Source organism: Ruminococcus bromii (genome assembly GCF_928721825.1).
Lineage (GTDB): Bacteria > Bacillota > Clostridia > Oscillospirales > Acutalibacteraceae > Ruminococcoides > Ruminococcoides bromii.
Genome location: NZ_CAKMVP010000003.1, coordinates 550,335 through 571,767, shown reverse-complemented (window position 1 = coordinate 571,767; position 21,433 = coordinate 550,335). Strand labels below are relative to the sequence as shown.

Genomic DNA, 21,433 nt, shown 5'->3' with positions numbered 1-21,433 from the left:
AACATCTGTTCTATAATTAAAATCGAAATTTTGTTCGGATATGTTTTCTGTTACAGGACTTTTGTAATAAAGAGCCTTGTAACAGGAAACATAATAAAAAATCCGTATTTGGAATGTGATGTGTATTATGGAATTTAAACTTCATTCAAAATATCAGCCGACAGGCGACCAGCCGCAGACAATCGAAAAGCTTGTAAACAGTATAAATGCAGGCAACCGTGAACAGACGCTCCTCGGTGTAACGGGTTCGGGTAAAACTTTTACAATGGCAAATGTTATTCAGAAGGTTCAAAGACCGACACTTGTGCTTGCACACAACAAAACTCTTGCGGCTCAGCTTTGCAGTGAGTTCAAAGAGTTCTTTCCCGACAATGCGGTTGAATATTTTGTGTCATACTACGATTATTATCAGCCTGAGGCATATGTTGCACAGACGGATACTTATATTGAAAAAGACAGTTCAATCAATGACGAGATTGATAAACTCCGCCACAGCGCAACGCTTGCACTTTCCGAAAGACGAGATGTAATTATTGTTGCCTCGGTTTCTTGCATATACAGCCTGGGCGATCCTATTGACTACCGTAATATGGTAATCTCACTTCGTCCCGGAATGGAAAAGTCCCGTGATGAGCTTGTAAAAAAGCTTGTTGAACTGCAGTATGAACGCAATGATGTAAGCTTTACCCGTAATAAATTCAGGGTTCGTGGTGATGTGGTTGAAATTTTCCCTGCCGCATCAAACGATTCTATAATTCGTGTCGAATTTTTCGGAGATGAAATTGACAGAATTTCCGAAATCAATCCGCTTACGGGCGAACTCAAAGCTGTTCTGAAACATGCCGCAATCTATCCTGCGTCACACTACATTGTGTCGGGAGATAAGATGAAAAAGGCTCTTGCGGAAATTGACAGGGAGCTTGAGGAAAGACTTGCATATTTCCGTGAAAACGGAAAGCTCCTTGAGGCACAACGACTTGAACAGCGTACAAGGTACGATATGGAAATGTTGCAGGAAATCGGATTTTGTACGGGTATCGAGAACTATTCAAGAATAATGTCGGGCAGAGCGCCGGGCTCATCGCCGTACACGCTTTTAAGCTATTTCCCCGATGATTTTCTGCTCTTTGTCGATGAGTCCCATGTAACGCTTCCACAGGTACGGGGAATGTTTGCAGGTGACTATGCAAGAAAAAAGAGCCTTATTGACTACGGCTTCAGACTTCCGTCTGCACTTGATAACCGTCCGCTCAACTTTGACGAATTCTATTCAAAAATAAATCAGGCTGTTTATGTAAGCGCAACGCCGGGCGATTTTGAGCTTGAAAAATCGGCTGTTGTTGCAGAGCAGATTATCAGACCTACAGGACTTCTTGATCCTGAAATTTCGGTAAGACCTACCGAAGGTCAGCTTGACGACCTTGTGTCAGAAATCAATATCCGTACAGCCAAAAATCAAAGAACCCTTGTCACAACCCTTACCAAGAAAATGGCGGAAGACCTTACCGCATATCTTGAAAAGCTGGGTATCAGGGTTCGTTATATGCACCATGACATTGACACCGTTGAAAGAATGGAGATTGTCCGTGATTTAAGACTCGGAGAATTTGATGTTCTTGTCGGAATCAACCTTCTGCGTGAAGGACTTGATATTCCCGAGGTTTCTCTTGTTGCCGTACTTGATGCCGACAAAGAGGGATTTCTCCGTTCAACCCGTTCGCTTATTCAGATTGCTGGCAGAGCCGCACGAAACAGCGAGGGTACGGTTATTATGTATGCCGACAGCGTAACACCGTCAATGAAGGTTGCAATAACCGAAACACAGCGCCGCCGTGAAATTCAGAATAAATATAATGTTGAGCACGGCATCGTTCCAAAGACTATTGTCAAAAAGGTCAGCGATATACTTGAAATTTCTACTCACGATGACAGTGAATTTAAAAATACAAAAAAGCTTTCAAAGGCACAAAAACAACAGTTGATAGAAAAACTGACAAAGGAAATGAAAGCTGCCGCAAAGTTGCTTGAATTTGAACACGCCGCATATCTGCGTGACAAAATCAAAAAACTGCGTGGTGAAAAATGATAAAGGAAGAGTAAAATGCCAAGAAAGAAAACCACCGATTATGATAATACCAGTATCACAACGCTAAAGGGTGCCGACCGTGTCCGTAAGCGTCCTGCCGTAATTTTCGGCTCAGACGGTATTGACGGCTGTCAGCACTCCGTGTTTGAGATTCTTTCAAACTCAATAGACGAGGCGAGAGAGGGTTACGGTAAAAAAATCACAGTTACACGCTATTCCGACGGCTCAATTGAGGTTGAAGATCACGGCAGAGGAATTCCCGTTGACTACAACGAAAACGAAAAGCGCTACAACTGGGAACTGGTTTTCTGCGAACTCTATGCCGGCGGTAAGTATAATAACAACGAGGGTGAAAGCTACGAATTTTCCCTTGGTATGAACGGTCTCGGTCTTTGTTCAACCCAGTACAGCTCCGAGTATATGGATGTTGATATCCGCCGTGACGGCTACCGATACACTCTCCGCTTTGAAAAAGGCGAGATTGTCGGCAAACTCAAAAAAGAGCCGTACAGCAAAAAGGATACGGGTACAAAAATTCATTGGAAACCCGACCTCGAAGTCTTTACGGATATCGACATTCAGCCCGAATATTTTCTTGACATAATGAAAAGACAGGCTATTGTCAACGCAGGAATTGAATTTGTTTTCCGCAATCAGAACGGCAAAAGCTTTGATACAACAAGCTATAACTATGTAAACGGTATTGTTGACCATGTTGCCGAGGTAGTTGGTGAAAACGGACTCAGCTCAATTCAGCATTGGGAAACCGAGGTTAAAACCCGTGACCGTGACGATAAGCCCGAATATAAATGTAAAATGGATATCTCGGTTGCATTTTCAAATAAAGTGCATCTCACCGAATATTACCACAACTCAAGCTGGCTTGAACACGGCGGCGCTCCCGATAAGGCGGTGCGGAATGCCTTTGTTTACCAGATTGACAGCTACTTAAAACAGAATAATAAATATAACAAAACCGAAAGCAAAATCAAGTATGACGATGTTGAGGACAGCCTTGTGTGCGTTATTTCGTCTTTTTCAAGTGTTTCATCATATGAAAACCAGACCAAAAAGGCGGTTACAAACAAGGGTATTCAGGACGCTATGACTGCATTTCTCCGTCAGAGTCTTGAAGTCTATTTTATTGAAAATCCGCTTGAGGCAGAAAAAATCTGCGAACAGGTGCTTATCAATAAGCGCAGCCGTGAAAATGCTGAGAAAACACGACTTAATATAAAGAAGAAGCTTTCGGGCAATCTCGACATAACAAACCGTGTTGCAAAATTTGTCGATTGCAGAAGTAAAGACACGGAACAGCGTGAACTGTTCATAGTAGAGGGTGATTCTGCTCTCGGTGCCTGTAAACAGGCAAGAAACCCCGATTTTCAGGCAATTATGCCAATCAGAGGTAAAATACTTAACTGCCTTAAAGCCGACTACGATAAGATTTTTAAGAGCGAAATCATTACCGATTTGCTCAAGGTTCTCGGCTGCGGTGTTGAGGTTAAGTCAAAAGCAAACAAGAATCTTTCAAGCTTTGATATGAACGCACTTCGTTGGAGCAAAATTATTCTCTGCACCGATGCCGATGTTGACGGCTTCCAGATCAGAACTCTTTTACTTACCATGCTTTACAGACTTACACCTACACTCATTGAAGAAGGCAAGGTGTTTATTGCCGAATCGCCTCTTTATGAAATTACATCCAAAAACGATGTTTATTTTGCATACGATGAGGTTGAAAAGGATAAGTTCATTGAACAGCTCGGCAAGGAAAAATTCACAATTCAGCGTTCAAAAGGTCTCGGCGAAAACGAACCCGATATGATGAACCTTACCACAATGAATCCCGAGTCACGCAGACTTATCAAGGTTCTTCCTGCCGATGCAGAACAGACAGCGGAAATTTTTGATGTTCTTCTCGGTGACAATCTTCAGGGAAGAAAAGATTATATAGTAGAACACGGCAACGAATATATTGACCAGCTTGATGTAAGCTGATTGGAGGTGGAAATAAATGGCGAAAAAATCTTCAAAGACTCCCCGTAGAACTTCACCGTCAAAAACTCACGGTGTAATCAACGGTGCGGGTGAAGTAGTGGAACAGCCAATCGTTTCCACTATCAGAGAGAACTATATGCCGTATGCAATGAGCGTAATTCTCTCCCGTGCAATTCCGGAAATTGACGGATTCAAGCCGTCGCACAGAAAGCTCCTGTATATGATGTACAAAATGGGACTTCTGAACGGCGGAAGAACAAAATCGGCAAACATTGTCGGTGCAACAATGAAGCTCAATCCTCACGGCGACTATGCAATTTATGACACAATGGTTCGTCTTTCAAGGGGCTATGAGGCGCTTTTGCATCCGTATGTAGACTCAAAGGGTAACTTCGGTAAATTCTACAGCCGTGACATGGCGTGGGCGGCATCCCGTTATACTGAGGCAAAGCTTGACGCAATCTGCAATGAGCTGTTTCGTGATATAGACAAAGATACCGTAGATTTTGTAGATAACTACGATAATACAATGAAAGAACCGTCACTTTTGCCGGTTGCTTTTCCGTCTGTACTTGTAAACGCAAACACAGGTATTGCCGTTGGTATGGCGTCAAATATCTGTTCATTCAATCTGCGTGAAATCTGCGAAACAACAGCGGCACTTATCCGTGATCCCGACCATGATATAAAGTCAACTCTGCCGGCCCCTGATTTTACAGGCGGTTGTCAGATTATCTATGATGAAAATGTCATCAATCAAGTCTATGAAACAGGCAGAGGAAGTATCAAACTCCGTGCAAAGTATGTCTATGACAAGTCTGCAAACTGTATAGATATACTTTCAATCCCGGCTACAACAACTTGTGAGGTTATCATTGAAAAGGTAATCGACCTTGTAAAGCAGGGTAAAGTCAAGGAAATTTCCGATATTCGTGATGAAACAGGTATTGACGGACTTAAAATTACAATTGACCTCAAGCGTGGCATTGATGCCGACAAGCTTATGACAAAGCTTTACCGCTTTACAACACTCGAAGATTCCTATGCCTGCAATTTCAATGTGCTTATCGCAGGTGTTCCGAGAGTTCTCGGTGTAAAGGCGTTGCTTGAAGAATGGATTGCTTTCAGAATTGAGTGCGTCAGAAGAAGAACATATTTTGACCGCAACAAAAAAGCTGACAAGCTTCATCTTTTAAGAGGTCTTGAAAAAATTCTTCTCGATATTGACAAGGCAGTAAAGATTGTCCGTGAAACCGATGAAGAATCCGAGGTTGTGCCAAACCTTATGATAGGATTCGGAATTGACGAAATACAGGCTGAATATGTTGCAGAAATAAAACTTCGTCACCTTAACCGTGAATACATTTTAAAGCGTACAAAAGACCTTGAAGACCTTGAAAATGAGATTGCCGAGCTTGACGAAATTTTAAAAAGCAAGGCAAGAATCAAGACAATCATTGTCAAAGAACTCAAATCAATCGCCGAAAAATACGGTCAGCCGAGAAAGAGTATCATAATCTATGACGATGTTGCAAGGTATGAGGAAGAAGCAGTTGAGATTCCCGATTATCCTGTTAATCTTTTCTTTACAAAAGAGGGATATTTCAAAAAGATTACTCCGCAGTCGCTCAGAATGAGCGGTGAACAAAAGCTCAAAGACGGTGACGAAATCATTCAGGAGCTTGAGTTCACAAACAACTGCGACCTTTTGTTCTTTACAGATAAGTGTCAGGTGTATAAGGCAAAGGCTGACGATTTTGCACAGACAAAGGCAAGCGTCCTCGGTGATTATGTTGCCGCAAAGCTTGGTTTTGACGAAGGCGAAAATGCTGTGAAAATGGTTGTTACAAAAGATTACAAGGGTATGCTGCTCTTTGCTTTTGAAAACGGCAAGGCCGCAAAAGTTCCGCTTGAATCCTACGCAACAAAAACTAACCGTAAAAAGCTCACGGGCGCATATTCCGACAAATCTCCGCTTGTCGGACTTCTATATATGCCTGAGGATGAAGAGGTACTCTTCAAGGCGTCATCAGGAAATATGCTCCTCGTTCACACGGGCCTACTTGCCCTTAAAACCACCCGTTCAACACAGGGTGTTGCCGTTCTCAAACCAAAAAAAGGTCACAGACTTTTCAGCGTAGAACGCTATAAAGAGGGTACTTTTACAAATCCAAAGCGGTACAGAACAGCCTCGCTTCCTGCAAGAGGTGCGTTGCCTGTGAGCGATGATTCAAAAAACGAACAGCTTTCCCTGATTTAAGCTTAAAAAAATAAATAAAAATCTTGTAATATCTCTTGAAAAAGCTGTGTTTATGTGGTATTATAAAACAGTTATTAAAGCAGAATTTGTTTTATTCGTATTTATTAAAATGAAAGGAAGATAAAAATGAGCATTTGGGGCATTATTTTAGGCGTATTGCTCGCAATCGTATCTGTTGCCATTATCGTTGTGATTATCCTTCAGGAGGGTAATCAGCAGGGTATCGGTGCCGTAACAGGTGTTGCTGACTCTTATTTCTCAAAGAATAAGGCTCGTTCAATTGATGCGTTCCTCTCACGCTGGACAAAAGTATTTGCTGCTGTATTTGTTATTTTTGTAATTGCACTTAATGTGCTTTCAAAATTCGGTGTGCTGTAAGCATATAAACCTAACAATCAGCATAAAATTAACCGTCGGATAGTCCGACGGTTTTATTTTTTATGTGGAGTTGTTTAAAATGCCGTGGTGGGGAATATGTCTGATTATTTTTTCAACCTTTCTGATTTTTGCAGTCCTGCATTATATTGGGAAAAGCAAGCATCCGTTCAAGCGTTCGGCACTTTCAATGGCAATTGGGACGCTTACCCTCTTTGCCGTAAATCTGACAGGGACATTTACAGGTGTAACTTTGCCGATAAGCGCTCTGTCGCTTTTAGTTTCTGCAATAGGCGGAATACCGGGAGTGACACTAATGCTCGGTCTTAATCTTTTTTTCTGAATAATCACAGAAGGGGCGGTCACATCGACAGCCCCTTAATTGTTTGTATGAAATTTTATACAATGCCGTAAAGTTCCTCAAGAGCCTCACCGACGGTTTCTTTGTCTTTGGTCAGGAGCGCAAGCATAATTTTGTACGCTTTTTTCGGATTGTCAAGAAAATTCTTCTTTAAAATAAGCGCTTGTTCCATTTCGGGAGCGTAGATATCCAGCTTCATAAGTTCCATATCTCCGCCGGATACGGAACATTCAACAGTAAAACCGTTGTCATTCTTCGTAATATTAACTTTGTTTTCAATTTCTTTTTTCTTTTCCGCAAGCAGCTTAACCGCACACGCATACGCTTTTTCTTTAATTGTATAGGCAACAGTACTGTCAAGCTGTTTCGCAATTTCAGCACCGTTTTTTGTAAGAGAATATGTTTTGTGCTCATCATCGGCAGGAATGAGATTTCCGTTCATCACAAGATCGTCAAACGCAGAGCTTGTTTCAAAATAATTGGCAAGTCCTTGCTTAAGAATTGCCTGTATGACGATTCCTTTGTCCATATTTTCTTTTACAGAATTATATAAATAACATATCAAAGTTTTAATTTCATTTTTGCTTCTCATTCCACCAAGGTTTATACCCTCGTCAAATGTATCGAAAGCCATAAAATCACCTGCTTTTGCTGATAAATTCATAATACAGCGCAATTTGAGCTTAAATCAGTTCAAATTTCTGTTCACATAAATTATAGCACAACATCCATACAAAAGCAAAGATGTAGCGAATATTTATTTTATTCAGAATTTTAAGCAAACTGTATTATAATTACTAATACAAATCTTGACAAATATTGTTTTAAAATAGTATAATAAAACTGCAAAGAGGTAAAGTAAGTTTATATTTCCTATGTAAGCGCTATTGTTCGGAAGGATATTGTAAAATGATAAAAATCAGCGATGATAAAATTAAATTTAAAAGAAAAATTTACAAACAGAAAGAAATTTATTACATTACATATAAAAAATACTGGGACGGTGGTTTTGATAATGACGCCTCGTTATCAGATAAGGCGGATTTTTACCGTGTCGCAAATTTATTCAGTGATGCAATTAAAAAGATAGTTTCCGCTTTAAATGATTATATCGTAATCGGTAATAATTTTTCGCAAAAAGAATGTCTTTTTGAAAGTTGGTCGGATAAGAAAAGCTATGATTGCTATAACAATCTCAGAAGTTATATAAAAAAGAATAAAAGCTACGCACTCAAATGTTCCGAAGATGATTTGATTATAGACTGTATCGTAGAAAATAACTTTAGGTATCTTGCTTGTATAGATTTGTATCTTCCGAACAGTAAGGTCATTTTGCAACCGACCTGCCATTCCGAACTTTTTATATACGCAGAGGACTACAATAAAATTCTGTCTGTATTGAAAGAAGTTACAGATAACTCAGAACTTGTGTTGTCAAAAAATGTCTTTGATTGGAAATGAGGGAGAAGTATGAAAAAATCATTTGAATATATTATTAAGATTTCCGAAACTGAATTTTACGATAAACTCAAAAAGCATACTGCTTTTAATTGCAGTTCTTCTTCATACGATAATGGATATGAATTTTACTGTGATAACCCTAAAAATATTACTGATTTAAAAGTTACATCTACATCACTACTTTCCCGTGAGGGCATATTAGCTCCATTAATAAAAATTCAAACAAAACAGCTTGACGAAAACCTTAAAGTAAATTTGACTTTGCAATCAAACAAAATATATTACTTTTTGACTGTTTTATTTTCTTTGGCTGGAGTATTATTTGGTTTGATTACATACTTTAGTCTTGCAAATTTGTGCCTTGCAATGATCATTTCAATTGTATTTATTTTGATTATTAATTTAGCTTTCTTTATAGTTACCAAAGGTAAATTTACAGACGCTAAAGAACGCTTTGAAAGCATGATGATTTTTAACGGTCATTACTGCTAAAATTATTCACGCTTCTTTGTTATATGTTCCAAATTCGCCGACAAAGCCGCATAATTTGTTGCATATTGTATTTTTTATAGTTATAATTAAATTGTAAAAATTATATGTATTGTTCTTGAAGATATTTAGCAAGAATTATCAATATACGAGGTGATATTATGCCGAATTTTAAAGAATTAAAAAATAAAATCAAACACGGAGATTTTCAGTTTGTATATGACGAACTTAAAAAATCCGACTTTGAATATACACTTGAGAACATTGAAAAAGAATTTTCATCGGTTGATAACCGAGATATGTTCTGTTATCTTCTTTATGTGGTTTCAAATGAGAATACACCCAAACATACAATTCTCTTGTGTAATTATCTAGTATATTCAGGTACATTTTTCTACAATCGTGAAACAGTAATTAGATATTTGCTCGACAATTGCCTTGTTAAAAGCGGCAATGATATCACGCTGATTGAGTGGATTTTGTCAATGTATGAATACAACCCCGATTCACCGTATAATGAGAAAGAAATTGCAAATTTCAATTGCATTTACGATTCTTTAAAATGATGGTGTTAACTATGAAAAATTTCAATTACAAAAATATTAAGTCGGTAGAAAAAATTCATTTACTTTTGTTGTTATTCATTATAATGTCTACGATAATTAATTTTATTGTAAACTTGATGAGTTGTACCGAAAACATCTTTTTGACAAGTCTGTGTTTGCCGATTCAGTTTGTGTCAAGGTTTGTTGTAAGTCATAACCCTTTTGAAATTTCAGTTTCAATTGTTTTAATAGCTGTAACTTTAATTATGTTGTTTTGGCTGTTTAAAATGTATTCATCGGATAACATGAAAAAGTGGCTTGCAAGCGGTATAACGGCAATTTGGTGCTTGCTAATCGGCTCAATTATACCTATTTTGCTTGATTCCGATTTAATCGGTCAATCTGTAAATAATCTCACATATGAAGAAAAAGCAAACGAACTTCTTTTGTGCGTATGGTTCGGAATTGCTTGCTCCATTTTCTGCGGAATTCTCTTTTTTATTCAAATTTCAAAGTATGCAAAATTTATGGATAGGAAATATGATAACCCTATGAAGGCTGTTGCATATGCAGAAAAGAAAAATAAAAAGGAATATTACCATACCTTGAAAAAGCCTTTGATTTTGCCGACTGTTTATGCAATTATTCCGCCGATTACCTGTAGTTTTCTAATATATTTTGGTGTCAAGTCTGCATTCCTCATTTGTTTTATTTATGTGTGTTTAGGTATAGGTATAGTGTATCATACGGCATACAATATTTCTGATTTTATAAAATCGGAAAATCAAAACATAAAAGTAACGTCAATACAAAATTATAAATGCAAACTAATTGTAATGCATATACTGCTGATGTTGTTGTACTGCATTTCATTGGTGATAATATTACTTTGTATTTAAAATATCGAAATCAGATAGGAAGTATACTATGGGAGATTGCCTTAAAAATTTATTTGTGCAACAATTTGATTCGTTTATGGCAGAACACGGTTATAAGCAAAATATAAATTGTTTCAGTAAACTTTATAATGATATCTTTGCGAGAGTGTATCTGTTCTATCATTATGATAAAAATTATGACGAACTGCAATTTGATGTCATTCATAGTTTTACTCCGTTAATATTTGAAATTGGTACAAAGTGTATCTATGACGGGGAAGATGATTTTTCATTAAGCCGTTTGTCAGGTGAGGAATATATTGCCGATGCAACCGATAAATCAGATGTTACAAATTGTATTAGCAGAATGTTTTCAAAATACAGTGAATTATATGAGTCGTTTTTTAGTGCAAAATCAGTTTCCGAATATCTTGACAAATATCTGATGTATGACAAATTAATCTGCTCAGGTAAGGAAAAGATAGAAGAAACTAATGATTTTTTGGGATTTGACTTCATTTATATTTATTTGTATTTGAAAGAATATAACTCGGCAGAAAATGAAATTGAAAAGTATCTGAAAATGCTAAATGACGATATGAATGATTTAAAAAATTCCGCACCGGTCAATTATGACAGAATCAGGGAATATGAAACAGACGTATTATATTTTAAAAATCTTAAAAATGCAATTTTATCTGACAATGTCAATGTACTGAAAATTGAAACGGATAAAATGAAAGACAATATAAAGATAAATCAAACAAAGCTGAAAAACACATGAGGTGATACGATGTATTCGGAATTATTAAAAGCTTTTCAAAGCAATAAAAATTGCAGTTTTTATACAGATGATGAATGTGACAAGTTTATTTACGGCAAAATTATTGCACTTAACGAGGATGAGGTTGCAATTCAAATGTACAATACAGACGGAACTTGTGACGGTGTAATTGTAAAAATGGTATCTGATTTCTTCAGAATCGAGTATGATTCAAAATATAATCAAAAAATGGAGAAACTGATTGAAACTGATACTTTTGAAGACAGCGTTGAAATTGACGGTAACGCTGTATTTGATTCTGCAATAAAATCCGCAATCATTAAAAACTTCATAGTAAGTATAGAATTGCTGCACAGCGGTAATGAGAATATCACGGGATTACCGTTGTCGCTGGAAAACGGAATTTGCACCGTCAGACAGATAGATGATTACGGTTGTGATGACGGAGTAACTTCGTTTGTATTCAATACCGCAACGCAAATTACAATCAATGCAAAGTATGAAAAATTACTTTCAAGCTTAATGAACAAGTGATATGGAAAAATGAATAATTTGTTATTTGAAAAAATATGGTAAGATATCGCATTTATATCTATTTAATCAGACCGTTGTATATAAAAATCTGAATGTTCACGAAAAACAGAAAAGCAAATTACTTCACATTGTTTCATTGTGCAATGTACCGTATCTGTTGTTTATTCCGAACATAATATAGTGAAATTTAAGCATAGAAAAAGCCATCGTTTTCTGATGGCTTTTTCTCATTTGATTTTAAAATATTCAGACAGTTCAACGGATGAGTCTACGGTGTCAAATCTTGAATTGGTTTTGCCGCCTTTTTTGATACCAAAACCGTAGATGACGCCAAGAAAATCAACTCTGGCAATTTCTGCACCGTTTTTGTCATACACAGAATCTCCGACAAGCACAGCATTTTTTGAAAGACATTTTTGTTCAAACAATACTTTTATTTACTTTACATAATCATGGGTGAATACTGCTAAAAACAAGCCGAAATATTTGTCATATTTTCCGAAAATAATGACAAGACAATAACCTATATTGCTTTTGCAGATTGTTATATTTATACTTAAGTAAGTATTTATAGAATTGAGGTTCAGACTATGGAAGGAATAATGGTTGAGTTCATTCTTTGGACAGATAATCCCAAAACCGATATTGATAAAATTAGTCATTATATTGGTATCCAACCAATTGAAAAAAAGAGAATTGGCGAGATAAGATATATAGGTCCGAATAAAAATATAGAAAAAATTAATGAAGAATCAAGTTTATTGTATTCAACTGACTACATAAAAACAGTTGAGGTTGAGCATGCAATGCCCAAGATGATTGATATGCTCAAACCAAATTTGAAAAATATTATCAGCGTAATAAACCAATATAAACTGCATGCTAAATTTTGTGTTGTTGTAGATTTACCCGAAAAACCGATTATATATTTTTCATCGGATGTTATTAAAGCAATGGCACAATTATCGGCTGAAATTGAATTTGATATGTACATAGGGTGAGATGAGATATTTATTATGATAGATTACAGCAAGTTTAATTTGAAAAAGCTTAACGGCAACAAGCTGAAATGACATAGAAATTAAAAATGCGTAAGGTGATTAGATGAATAAAAAGAAATATGCTGTTCTTACTATGATAGTTGTAGGCATTTTTGATTTGATAATGCTTATCATAACTTTGGTTAATAGAAATTCCGGAAAGATATCTGAAAATACAGTAACATTAGATTCTTCTCTTAAAATAATTGTTTTAGCTTTATTAGTAGTATTTACTCCAATTTATTTTGTGATTAAACATATATTTGAAAACAAAGAAAAATTCCTGTATTTTAATAACATTGGTGAAGAAACATTTTATTCTCAAAACAATAAGTTTGTTAGAAATCATTATGTCTATGGTACTTTATTAGATTTAGCAAATAGCAAATTTGTTCTAGTGCTTGACAAAAATTCAAAAATAATCTCTCCTGCAGTTTATACAAAACGAAAAGATAAAATTTCTATAATTAACAGGGATACCGAATATATATTATTTGAACATATAGAATTTTCTGATGATGCTGAATATGATTACGCTTTTATCAGAACTTGTACACTGAAAAATAAAAAGACAGGAGAACAGGTTCTTTTTGTGGCAGTACCAAATCGTGAAACAGATATTCTCGCATATTCCAATTCTGCACATAAAGCCGACAAAACCGTAACTTTCGGCAAATTCAGAATATTCTGTTTTATTGAAACTGATAATAGTCCATACACAGATTTGCTTGTGAATTCCGTAAAAATTCATCTTGAAAAATCTAAAAGAAAAGGTATGTATTTTATCGGTTTGGATGAGGTGAAAAAGAAAAAATTTTAATAAGTATTGCTTTTATAACGCTTATGTTCATTGTATTAGAAGGACAGGAGGCAATAGTTATGAAAAAAGATGCGACTAAAAAATAAAAACGAATCAAAATTACAATCGTTATTGCAATCGTGTTATTGTTTTTTGCATTGCTTATTTCTGCTTTTATCATTCAGTATCATTTCATAAAATTACTCTCAAATCTACCAAAGTGAATTACAGCTATCAGAATTACAAGGTGAATACAGCTTCAAAATTAGTTCAAATAGGCGACAGATAGTATTACAATTACATTGATAATGGAAACATCCTTGGGAGATTTTTAAAATAAATTGCAGAAAAGGAATAAAATTGGCTGTTTTTTTAATATTTTTAAAAAAATTTGCAGGAATCTCACAAAAGATATTGCAAATTCGTTCAAAGTATAGTATTATTAGTATGTTGATTGTAGCACTTTACTGTGCTACAGCATAATCGGAACTAATTTCCGTATAATTTATGCGAATTTTATTAAGGAGGACTTACTTATGTCATATGTAAGTGAACAGCTTGAAAAGCTGAAAGCAAAAAATGCAAACGAGCCTGAATTTATTCAGGCTGCTACCGAAGTTCTTACTTCACTTGAGCCTGTTTTCGAACAGAACCCAAAGTATGAGGAGAATGGCATTCTTGAGAGAATTACAGAGCCTGAAAGAGTTATTATGTTCAGAGTACCTTGGGTTGATGACAACGGCAAGGTTCAGGTAAACCGCGGTTTCCGTGTTCAGTTCAACAGTGCTATCGGACCTTACAAGGGTGGTTTAAGACTTCATCCGTCAGTAAACCTCGGTGTTATTAAGTTCCTTGGTTTTGAGCAGATTTTTAAGAACTCACTTACAGGTCTTCCTATCGGCGGCGGTAAGGGCGGCTCTGACTTTGACCCTAAGGGCAAGAGTGACAGAGAAGTTATGGCATTCTGCCAGAGCTTTATGACAGAGCTTTGCAAGCACATTGGTGCTGACACAGATGTTCCTGCCGGTGATATCGGTACAGGTGCTCGTGAGATCGGTTATATGTTCGGTCAGTATAAGAGAATCAGAAATGTATATGAAGGCGTTCTTACAGGTAAGGGTCTCAACTGGGGCGGTTCACTCGCAAGAACTGAGGCTACAGGTTATGGTCTTCTTTATCTTACAGAGGCTATGCTTAAGGATAACGGCAAGGACATCAAGGGTGCTACTGTTTGCGTATCAGGTGCAGGTAATGTTGCTATCTACGCTACAGAAAAGGCTACAGAGCTTGGTGCTAAGGTAGTTACAATGGCTGATTCAACAGGTTGGATTTATGATGCTGAAGGTATTGACCTTGATGCTATTAAGGAAATCAAGGAAGTTAAAAGACAGCGTCTTACAGAATACAAGAACTATCGTCCTAACTCAGAGTACCACGAAGGCAAATTCGATTGGTCAGTTAAGTGTGATGTTGCACTTCCATGTGCTACACAGAATGAGCTTAACGAAGAAGACGCTAAAAGACTTATCGCTAACGGTTGTTATGCTGTTGCCGAAGGTGCTAACATGCCTACAACTCTTGAGGCTACAAAGCTTCTCCAGAAATCCGGCATTCTCTTTGCACCGGGTAAGGCTGCTAATGCAGGCGGCGTTGCTACATCAGCTCTTGAGATGAGCCAGAACTCACAGCGTCTTTCATGGACATTTGAAGAAGTTGACGCTAAGCTCAAGAACATTATGGTTAACATCTATAAGAACATTTCTGCTGCAGCTAAGAAGTATGGTCATGAAGGTGACTATGTAGTAGGTGCTAACATTGCAGGCTTTGAGAAGGTTGCTGATTCAATGATTCAGCAGGGCGTTTGCTAATTTAAAAGTTTAATTCCTTTAAAATTTACAGCCGTACAGAATCGCTTGAGTCTGTACGGCTGTTGTGATTAATGGGTTTACCCAGTGCCACGCTTGCGTGGCACAAACAACCACCCGCTATGCGGGTGTGCATAAAAAGTTATACAAAAAAATCACCAATCGTATTACAATAAGAATGTTCAAGTCTATTGTAAAAAAAGAAAGGTGATTTTAATGGCAAATAAAACAAATAGTTTATCCCACACAAAATGGATGTGCAAATACCATGTAGTGTTTGTGCCAAAGTATAGAAGAAAAATAATATATGCACAGTATCGACAGAGTTTGCAAGACATAATAAGATTGTTATGTCAGTACAAAGGAGTGGAGATACTAGAGGGGCATATGATGATAGATCATGTACACTTGCTCTTAAGTATACCACCGAAGATGAGTGTGTCAAGTTTTATGGGATATTTAAAAGGAAAAAGTGCGTTAATGATGTTTGAGAAACACGCAAATCTGAAGTATAAGTTTGGAAATAGGCACTTTTGGGCAGAAGGATATTATGTGAGTACAGTAGGTCTAAATGAAGCAACCATAAGGAAATACATAGAAGACCAAGAAAAGCATGATATAGCACTAGATAAATTAAGTGTACGAGAATATGAAGACCCTTTTAAGGGTGGCGAGTAATACAAACACCCTTTAAGGGGTGGCGAAAGAGGCAAAGGCAATAGGCTTGAACCAAGTGAAAGCCAGCGTCTTGAGACGCTGGCCGGTAGCATGGGCTTATAGCCCTAGAGCAAACCACCCGTTGGACGGGTGGTTTTGATTTTTTGAATTTTGTTGTCTTATTAGCTTTACTGTGACTGTAAGTTACAGTATATTATGCAGAAGCAATCATAGCAAGGTGTTTTTAGCTTATTTAATTTTGCCAATTCCCCGAATTATACAAAATAATCATTTTGTATAATTTTCTCAATTGGAATATACACCGCCCTTTTTTGCGTTATAATAGCATTGTAATTCTTTTAATACAGATTTTAGTTCAACTTTTCTGAGTTATCCATTATAAGAAATAAATTTACGGTGGTGTGTTTATGGCAGTTGATTTTCGTGATGAAGCTCCTGCAATTTTAAAGGACTATTTAATTTACAAGCAGACAATCAAAAATATGTCGAAGAAAACCGTTGACGAATATTTTATTGATCTCAGAACTTTTTTTAGATTTTTAAAAGTAATGCGTGGTCTTGTGCCTGACGGTACTGAGTTTGATGAAATTAAAATTGACGATGTTGACCTTGATTTAATTAAAACCGTTAATCTTGAACTTGCATATGATTATATGAATTTTCTTTATCGTGACCGCAACAATAAGAGTGCGTCCCGTGCAAGAAAATGTTCCAGTCTGAAAGGCTTTTTTAAGTACATAACAAATAATAAACATTTGCTTGATACAAATCCCGTTGAACAGCTTGAATCACCAAAAAATAAAAAAGCTTTGCCAAAGTATCTTACTCTTGAACAAAGCATTGAGCTTCTTAATGCAGTTGACGGAAATAACAAACAGCGTGATTATTGTATATTGACTCTCTTCCTCAATTGCGGACTGCGTGTATCTGAAATGGCAGGTCTTAACTATAATGATATTCATAGTGACGGTACAATGCGTGTTGTCGGTAAAGGCAATAAAGAACGCATTGTTTATCTAAACTCTGCTTGCATTGACGCTTATAATGAGTATATGAAGGTGCGTCCGATTGATGAAGTTAAGGATAAAAAAGCGTTGTTTATTAGCCGTAATCACCGCAGAATGTCTGTGAAAACAATTCAGGCTATGGTATATAAATATCTTGAGAAAATCGGACTTGATTCTCAGGGATATTCCTGTCATAAGCTTAGGCATACCGCTGCAACGCTTATGTATCAGCAAGGCGGAGTTGATGTCAGAGTGCTTAAAGAGGTTCTCGGACACGAAAACCTCGGTACGACTGAGATTTATACACATTTGAGTTCCGAACAAATGAAAAATGCCGCTGACTCAAATCCGCTTGCAAAAATAAAACCTAAGAAAAAAGTTTAAAGAATTCTTACTATGCCGCCCACATCTGTGAGTGGCATATTTTTGCATAATATTTTAATTTCAATTTTATTTTTTAAACATAATTCTCTTATAGAAGAATAGCAGGGATGCATTTCAGCGTTTCCGAAAAACACTATGGTATTATCAGAGATTTTTCCGCTTGCACCGCCTATAAATCCGTAATCATATCCTTCAAGTTTTATATCACCCGAGGATATCAATAACACCTCTGCCCCATCTTTTTCAAGGGCATTTTTTATGGAAATATCAGCTGTTACGGCAGTGCGATTATTGAGTATTAGAGTTGAACATCTTGCATATCCTTGGTTTATGTTTACGATTTCAATATCGTTTTTTACGCAATATTTGTAAAGAGTCGGATCTATTGCAGATACTTTACCGTAAAGCTTATTATTAAAGAAAAGAAAATTCAGCAATATATTTTCGGGATACTTCTTCCCTGCTTTATTTTTACATATAATCAAATTTTCTTTATATGGCAAAGTTTTTAGCTTTTCGCACTCTTGAAGTACAAAAACAGTATTATTTATCGTCAAAATCTGCATATCGGCATGAGCTTGTTCGGGTTGCGGAAATGCTTTGACAGTGTCCGAAAATATAACATTATGCCCCATTTTTGAAAGCTCATCGGCAAAACATGGGTATTTGTTTGATATTACAAAACTGCTCATTGTCCTACCGCTTCAAATGCCTGACGAATGTTTTTTACTCCGATCAATTCAGCGTCATCACATGAAACACCTTTTAGATTATGATACGGCAGAATGATTTTTGTAAAGCCGAGTCTTACCGCCTCGTTAATTCTAATCTGAGCGTTTGATACAGCGCGAATTTCGCCTGCAAGACCGATTTCACCGAATACAACAGCGTTTTCGTCAATCGGAGTATCTTTCAGACTGCTTATAAGAGCCATGGCAATTGAAAGGTCAATCGCAGGTTCGTCAACTCGCAATCCGCCTACGATATTTATGTAGGTGTCGCAGTTTGAAAAATAGTATCCTGCTCTTTTTTCAAGAACGGCAAGTACCATTGACAGTCTGTTATAGTCATATCCTGTAACCATTCTGCGAGCGTTGCCGTATCCGCTTTGTGTGGCAAGTCCCTGTGTTTCGGCAAGGATAGGTCTTGAACCTTCAATTGTACAGGTGACGCAAGTTCCCGAAACATTTTTCGGACGCCCTGATAGCAACATAACAGACGGATTTGCAACTTCGTTAAGCCCTTTATCAGTCATTTCAAAAACGCCGATTTCGTTTGTTGAGCCGTACCTGTTTTTTACGGCACGAAGAATACGGCAGCTCATCTGTTTGTCACCTTCAAAATGCAGTACGGTGTCAACAATATGTTCAAGTACCTTTGGACCTGCAATTGAACCCTCTTTATTGACATGACCTACGATAAACATAGGAATATCAAGTCCTTTTGCAGTTCTCATCAGCATATTGGCAGATTCTCGTACCTGTGTAATGCTGCCGGGGGACGAGCTTAATTCTGAAAGATTCATCGTCTGAATTGAGTCAATCATAACAAGGTCGGGCTTGAGATTTTTTATCTGTTCGCAAATAACCTCAACATCGGTTTCGGTCATTACATACAGATTCGGCGAAGTTACACCCAGCCTTATTGCTCGGAGTTTGAGCTGTCTTTTTGACTCCTCTCCCGATATGTAGAGAATTTTCAGAGTATCGCCGAGGTACTGACAAATCTGCATAAGAACGGTCGATTTGCCTATGCCCGGATCACCGCCCAGAAGTATAAGACTGCCCTTTACAATTCCTCCGCCGAGTACACGGTTGAGTTCTCCGCAGCCTGTGTCATATCTGTGCTCATCCTCGGTTGAAATATCCGATATGGCGTATGGTTTTGAGTAGGTTGCAAAAGAGCGTGTTTTTGCAGTTGCTGACTGTTTTGATGTATCTTTAATTTCTTCGTTCATTGTGTTCCATTCGCCGCATGACGGGCATTTTCCGTACCATTTGGGCGATTCGTATCCACATTCCGAACATATGTAAACACTTTTGATTTTTGAAGCCATTTATTTCACTTCCTGTATTTATTGATGAGTATAATCTAAAAATCCTGTTATGATTGCTGTTGCCATTTCTTTTTGATATTCGTCACTTTGCAGCTTAGCAAGTTCATCCGGATTTGAAATAAATCCGCATTCCACAATAACGGACGGGTTTTCAGCCTTTTTTAAAAGATAGATTGAGCCGTCTGCCTTTTTGCATTGCCGTTCGTTATCAGGCTGTAAGCATTTTTTTACGGAGTTTCTAATGCATTCCGCAAGATTTTGACTTTGACTGTTATTCGGGGAATAAAAAATTTGAGTTCCGTAATATTTGCTTTGAGAAAATTTGTTTTGGTGAATACTGATTACAATATTGTTTTTGTCTGAATTGAAAATTTCGAGCCGTTTTTTTAAATCGGCAACTTTCCTTGAATGAACCGAATCTTCTCCGTTATCAAGAGATACATCATCTGTTCTTGTTTGAACAACCTTATATCCGAAAATTTTTAATAAATCAGCTGAATTATTTGATATAGAAAGATTGATGTCCTTTTCAAGCACACCGCTTTCGCTTACTGCTCCACCGTCTTCGCCGCCGTGACCTGCGTCAATTATAATTAGCGGCTCTGTTTTGTTTTCGGTTATAACAGATTTTGTCGGATTAAGTCTGAAAAAAACAGATACCATAATAATGCAGAATATTGCAAACAGTATAAAGCAGAGAGCATAAAATGTCGGGATTTTTTTATTCATACAAACACCTCTGCATAAAAATATGCCGAGTGTGAGATTATATATTACTTATTCAGTATATACTACAAAACTTTTTCTGACAAGATTTTTCTTTTGGATTTTTGCATATGACAAAGATGTTGTAATAAAATTTGTTTGGTGGTATAATTATCAAGGATTATGAATTGGAAAAATGAAAGGAAGTTAGTAAAATGGAAAAACCTGGCAGAAATGATCCTTGCTGGTGTGGCAGCGGAAAAAAGTATAAAAAATGTCATATAGATTTTGATGAAAAAATTGAGGAATTTGAGGTTGCGGGTCACATTGTTCCCTCCCATGAAATCTTGAAAAATGCTGAGCAGATTGAAAAAATCAAGGAGAGTGCAAAGATCAATATTGCAGTTCTTGATTATGTTGCAGAGCATATTAAGGCAGGTATCAGCACGGCTGAAATTGATAAGTGGGTGTATGATATCACAACCAAAATGGGCGGTGTCCCTGCTCCCCTTAATTTTGAGGGATTTCCCAAGAGCGTATGTACTTCAATAAACAACGAAGTTTGTCACGGTATTCCGTCGGAGGATGTAATAATCAAAGACGGCGATATAATCAATGTTGATGTTTCAACTAATTTGAACGGATATTTTTCCGATTCTTCAAGAATGTTTTGTATCGGTAATGTAAGCGAAGAAAACAGAAAGCTTGTTGAAGAAACAAAAAATGCAGTTTATGAAGGACTCAAACAGGTTAAGCCTTGGGGCTTTCTCGGAGATATGGGTCAAGCTGTCAATGATTATGTAAAGAGTAAAGGTTACTCTGTTGTTCGTGAAGTAGGAGGCCATGGAATCGGTCTTGAATTCCACGAAGATCCATGGGTAAGTTACATTTCTAAAAAAGGCACGGAAATGCTTATGGTACCCGGTATGATTTTTACCATTGAACCTATGGTGAACGCAGGAAAACCTGATATTTTCGTTGATGAGGATAACGGCTGGACTATCTATACAGAAGATAACTCAATGTCTGCACAGTGGGAAATTCAGGTTCTTGTAACTGAGGACGGCTACGAAATTATTGCATACTAAGTAAAAACAAAAGGCATTTGCTTTGAGAACTCTCATT

General features: G+C 37.0%; 22 protein-coding genes. 17 read left to right on the top strand and 5 right to left on the bottom strand.

What is annotated here, in order from left to right; all coding sequences use genetic code 11:
• Window positions 1-127 precede the first annotated feature (127 nt).
• The 5 genes from uvrB (at window position 128) to QDI94_RS02945 (ending at window position 7,065) form a co-directional block, all read left to right on the top strand.
• Window positions 128-2,086, top strand: coding sequence for an excinuclease ABC subunit UvrB (uvrB, locus tag QDI94_RS02965; protein ID WP_015523693.1), 1,959 nt, complete (start codon window positions 128-130; stop codon window positions 2,084-2,086).
• Window positions 2,087-2,101: 15 nt separating this feature from the next.
• The gene (locus QDI94_RS02960; RefSeq protein WP_021883289.1) at window positions 2,102-4,087 is read left to right on the top strand and encodes a DNA gyrase/topoisomerase IV subunit B; all 1,986 of its coding nucleotides are present in this window, start codon (window positions 2,102-2,104) and stop codon (window positions 4,085-4,087) included.
• Window positions 4,088-4,103: 16 nt separating this feature from the next.
• On the top strand, window positions 4,104-6,347 hold the full coding sequence (locus tag QDI94_RS02955) for a DNA gyrase/topoisomerase IV subunit A (protein WP_278867001.1): 2,244 nt from the start codon (window positions 4,104-4,106) through the stop codon (window positions 6,345-6,347).
• Between the two features lie 126 nt (window positions 6,348-6,473).
• Entirely contained in the window at window positions 6,474-6,725 is a 252-nt protein-coding gene (secG, locus tag QDI94_RS02950; protein ID WP_101028516.1) for a preprotein translocase subunit SecG, read from the top strand.
• Between the two features lie 64 nt (window positions 6,726-6,789).
• On the top strand, window positions 6,790-7,065 hold the full coding sequence (locus tag QDI94_RS02945) for a pro-sigmaK processing inhibitor BofA family protein (protein ID WP_278866998.1): 276 nt from the start codon (window positions 6,790-6,792) through the stop codon (window positions 7,063-7,065).
• 55 nt (window positions 7,066-7,120) lie between these two features.
• On the opposite strand, the gene QDI94_RS02940 is transcribed toward QDI94_RS02945, so the two are convergent.
• A complete protein-coding gene (locus QDI94_RS02940; RefSeq protein WP_169923205.1) occupies window positions 7,121-7,717 on the bottom strand; it encodes a DUF4364 family protein in 597 nt (198 codons plus the stop codon).
• Between the two features lie 275 nt (window positions 7,718-7,992).
• Between QDI94_RS02940 and QDI94_RS02935 the strand changes: the two genes are divergently transcribed.
• The 6 genes from QDI94_RS02935 (at window position 7,993) to QDI94_RS02910 (ending at window position 11,774) form a co-directional block, all read left to right on the top strand.
• Window positions 7,993-8,544, top strand: coding sequence for a hypothetical protein (locus tag QDI94_RS02935; protein WP_278866995.1), 552 nt, complete (start codon window positions 7,993-7,995; stop codon window positions 8,542-8,544).
• Between the two features lie 9 nt (window positions 8,545-8,553).
• A complete protein-coding gene (locus QDI94_RS02930) occupies window positions 8,554-9,036 on the top strand; it encodes a hypothetical protein (RefSeq protein WP_278866993.1) in 483 nt (160 codons plus the stop codon).
• A 158-nt stretch (window positions 9,037-9,194) separates the two neighbouring features.
• Window positions 9,195-9,599, top strand: coding sequence for a hypothetical protein (locus QDI94_RS02925; protein WP_278866991.1), 405 nt, complete (start codon window positions 9,195-9,197; stop codon window positions 9,597-9,599).
• 11 nt (window positions 9,600-9,610) lie between these two features.
• Complete coding sequence (locus QDI94_RS02920) at window positions 9,611-10,477, top strand: hypothetical protein (RefSeq protein WP_117885958.1); 867 nt, start codon at window positions 9,611-9,613, stop codon at window positions 10,475-10,477.
• Between the two features lie 28 nt (window positions 10,478-10,505).
• Window positions 10,506-11,240 (top strand): hypothetical protein, encoded by a 735-nt coding sequence (locus QDI94_RS02915; RefSeq protein WP_278866987.1) that lies wholly within the window; start codon window positions 10,506-10,508, stop codon window positions 11,238-11,240.
• Between the two features lie 9 nt (window positions 11,241-11,249).
• The gene (locus QDI94_RS02910) at window positions 11,250-11,774 is read left to right on the top strand and encodes a hypothetical protein (protein ID WP_117970274.1); all 525 of its coding nucleotides are present in this window, start codon (window positions 11,250-11,252) and stop codon (window positions 11,772-11,774) included.
• A 227-nt stretch (window positions 11,775-12,001) separates the two neighbouring features.
• Here QDI94_RS02910 and QDI94_RS02905 read toward each other — a convergent pair whose 3' ends face one another.
• A complete protein-coding gene (locus QDI94_RS02905; RefSeq protein WP_278866984.1) occupies window positions 12,002-12,151 on the bottom strand; it encodes a hypothetical protein in 150 nt (49 codons plus the stop codon).
• Between the two features lie 213 nt (window positions 12,152-12,364).
• Here QDI94_RS02905 and QDI94_RS02900 point away from each other — a divergent pair, with 213 nt between their 5' ends.
• The 5 genes from QDI94_RS02900 to QDI94_RS02880 all read left to right on the top strand — a co-directional run bounded on the left by QDI94_RS02900 (window position 12,365) and on the right by QDI94_RS02880 (window position 17,547).
• A complete protein-coding gene (locus QDI94_RS02900; protein WP_101028504.1) occupies window positions 12,365-12,775 on the top strand; it encodes a DUF4279 domain-containing protein in 411 nt (136 codons plus the stop codon).
• 103 nt (window positions 12,776-12,878) lie between these two features.
• Window positions 12,879-13,634, top strand: coding sequence for a hypothetical protein (locus QDI94_RS02895; protein WP_278866980.1), 756 nt, complete (start codon window positions 12,879-12,881; stop codon window positions 13,632-13,634).
• A 515-nt stretch (window positions 13,635-14,149) separates the two neighbouring features.
• Window positions 14,150-15,481: an NADP-specific glutamate dehydrogenase gene (gene gdhA / locus QDI94_RS02890; protein ID WP_015523831.1), complete on the top strand. Its 1,332-nt coding sequence runs from the start codon at window positions 14,150-14,152 to the stop codon at window positions 15,479-15,481.
• Between the two features lie 213 nt (window positions 15,482-15,694).
• Window positions 15,695-16,156, top strand: coding sequence for an IS200/IS605 family transposase (gene tnpA, locus QDI94_RS02885; RefSeq protein WP_101105764.1), 462 nt, complete (start codon window positions 15,695-15,697; stop codon window positions 16,154-16,156).
• A gap of 407 nt (window positions 16,157-16,563) precedes the next feature.
• Window positions 16,564-17,547: a tyrosine recombinase XerC gene (locus QDI94_RS02880; RefSeq protein WP_015523832.1), complete on the top strand. Its 984-nt coding sequence runs from the start codon at window positions 16,564-16,566 to the stop codon at window positions 17,545-17,547.
• Here the strand turns inward: QDI94_RS02880 and QDI94_RS02875 are convergent.
• Genes QDI94_RS02875 through QDI94_RS02865 form a run of 3 tightly spaced genes read right to left on the bottom strand, consistent with a single transcriptional unit; the run spans window position 17,544 to window position 20,332 of the window.
• Window positions 17,544-18,239: a DUF6873 family GME fold protein gene (locus tag QDI94_RS02875; protein WP_278866977.1), complete on the bottom strand. Its 696-nt coding sequence runs from the start codon at window positions 18,237-18,239 to the stop codon at window positions 17,544-17,546. The two genes, QDI94_RS02880 and QDI94_RS02875, sit on opposite strands and share 4 nt — an antisense overlap.
• Window positions 18,236-19,603 carry a DNA repair protein RadA gene (gene radA / locus QDI94_RS02870; RefSeq protein WP_278866975.1) on the bottom strand — a complete coding sequence of 456 codons (1,368 nt, stop codon included), beginning with the start codon at window positions 19,601-19,603 and terminating at the stop codon, window positions 18,236-18,238. The genes QDI94_RS02875 and radA overlap by 4 nt, the downstream gene beginning before the upstream one ends.
• Window positions 19,604-19,621: 18 nt before the next feature.
• A complete protein-coding gene (locus QDI94_RS02865; RefSeq protein ID WP_278866973.1) occupies window positions 19,622-20,332 on the bottom strand; it encodes an N-acetylmuramoyl-L-alanine amidase in 711 nt (236 codons plus the stop codon).
• Between the two features lie 191 nt (window positions 20,333-20,523).
• Here QDI94_RS02865 and QDI94_RS02860 point away from each other — a divergent pair, with 191 nt between their 5' ends.
• Window positions 20,524-21,396, top strand: a complete 873-nt coding sequence (locus QDI94_RS02860; RefSeq protein WP_101028497.1) for a methionyl aminopeptidase — start codon at window positions 20,524-20,526, stop codon at window positions 21,394-21,396.
• Window positions 21,397-21,433: the final 37 nt, after the last annotated feature.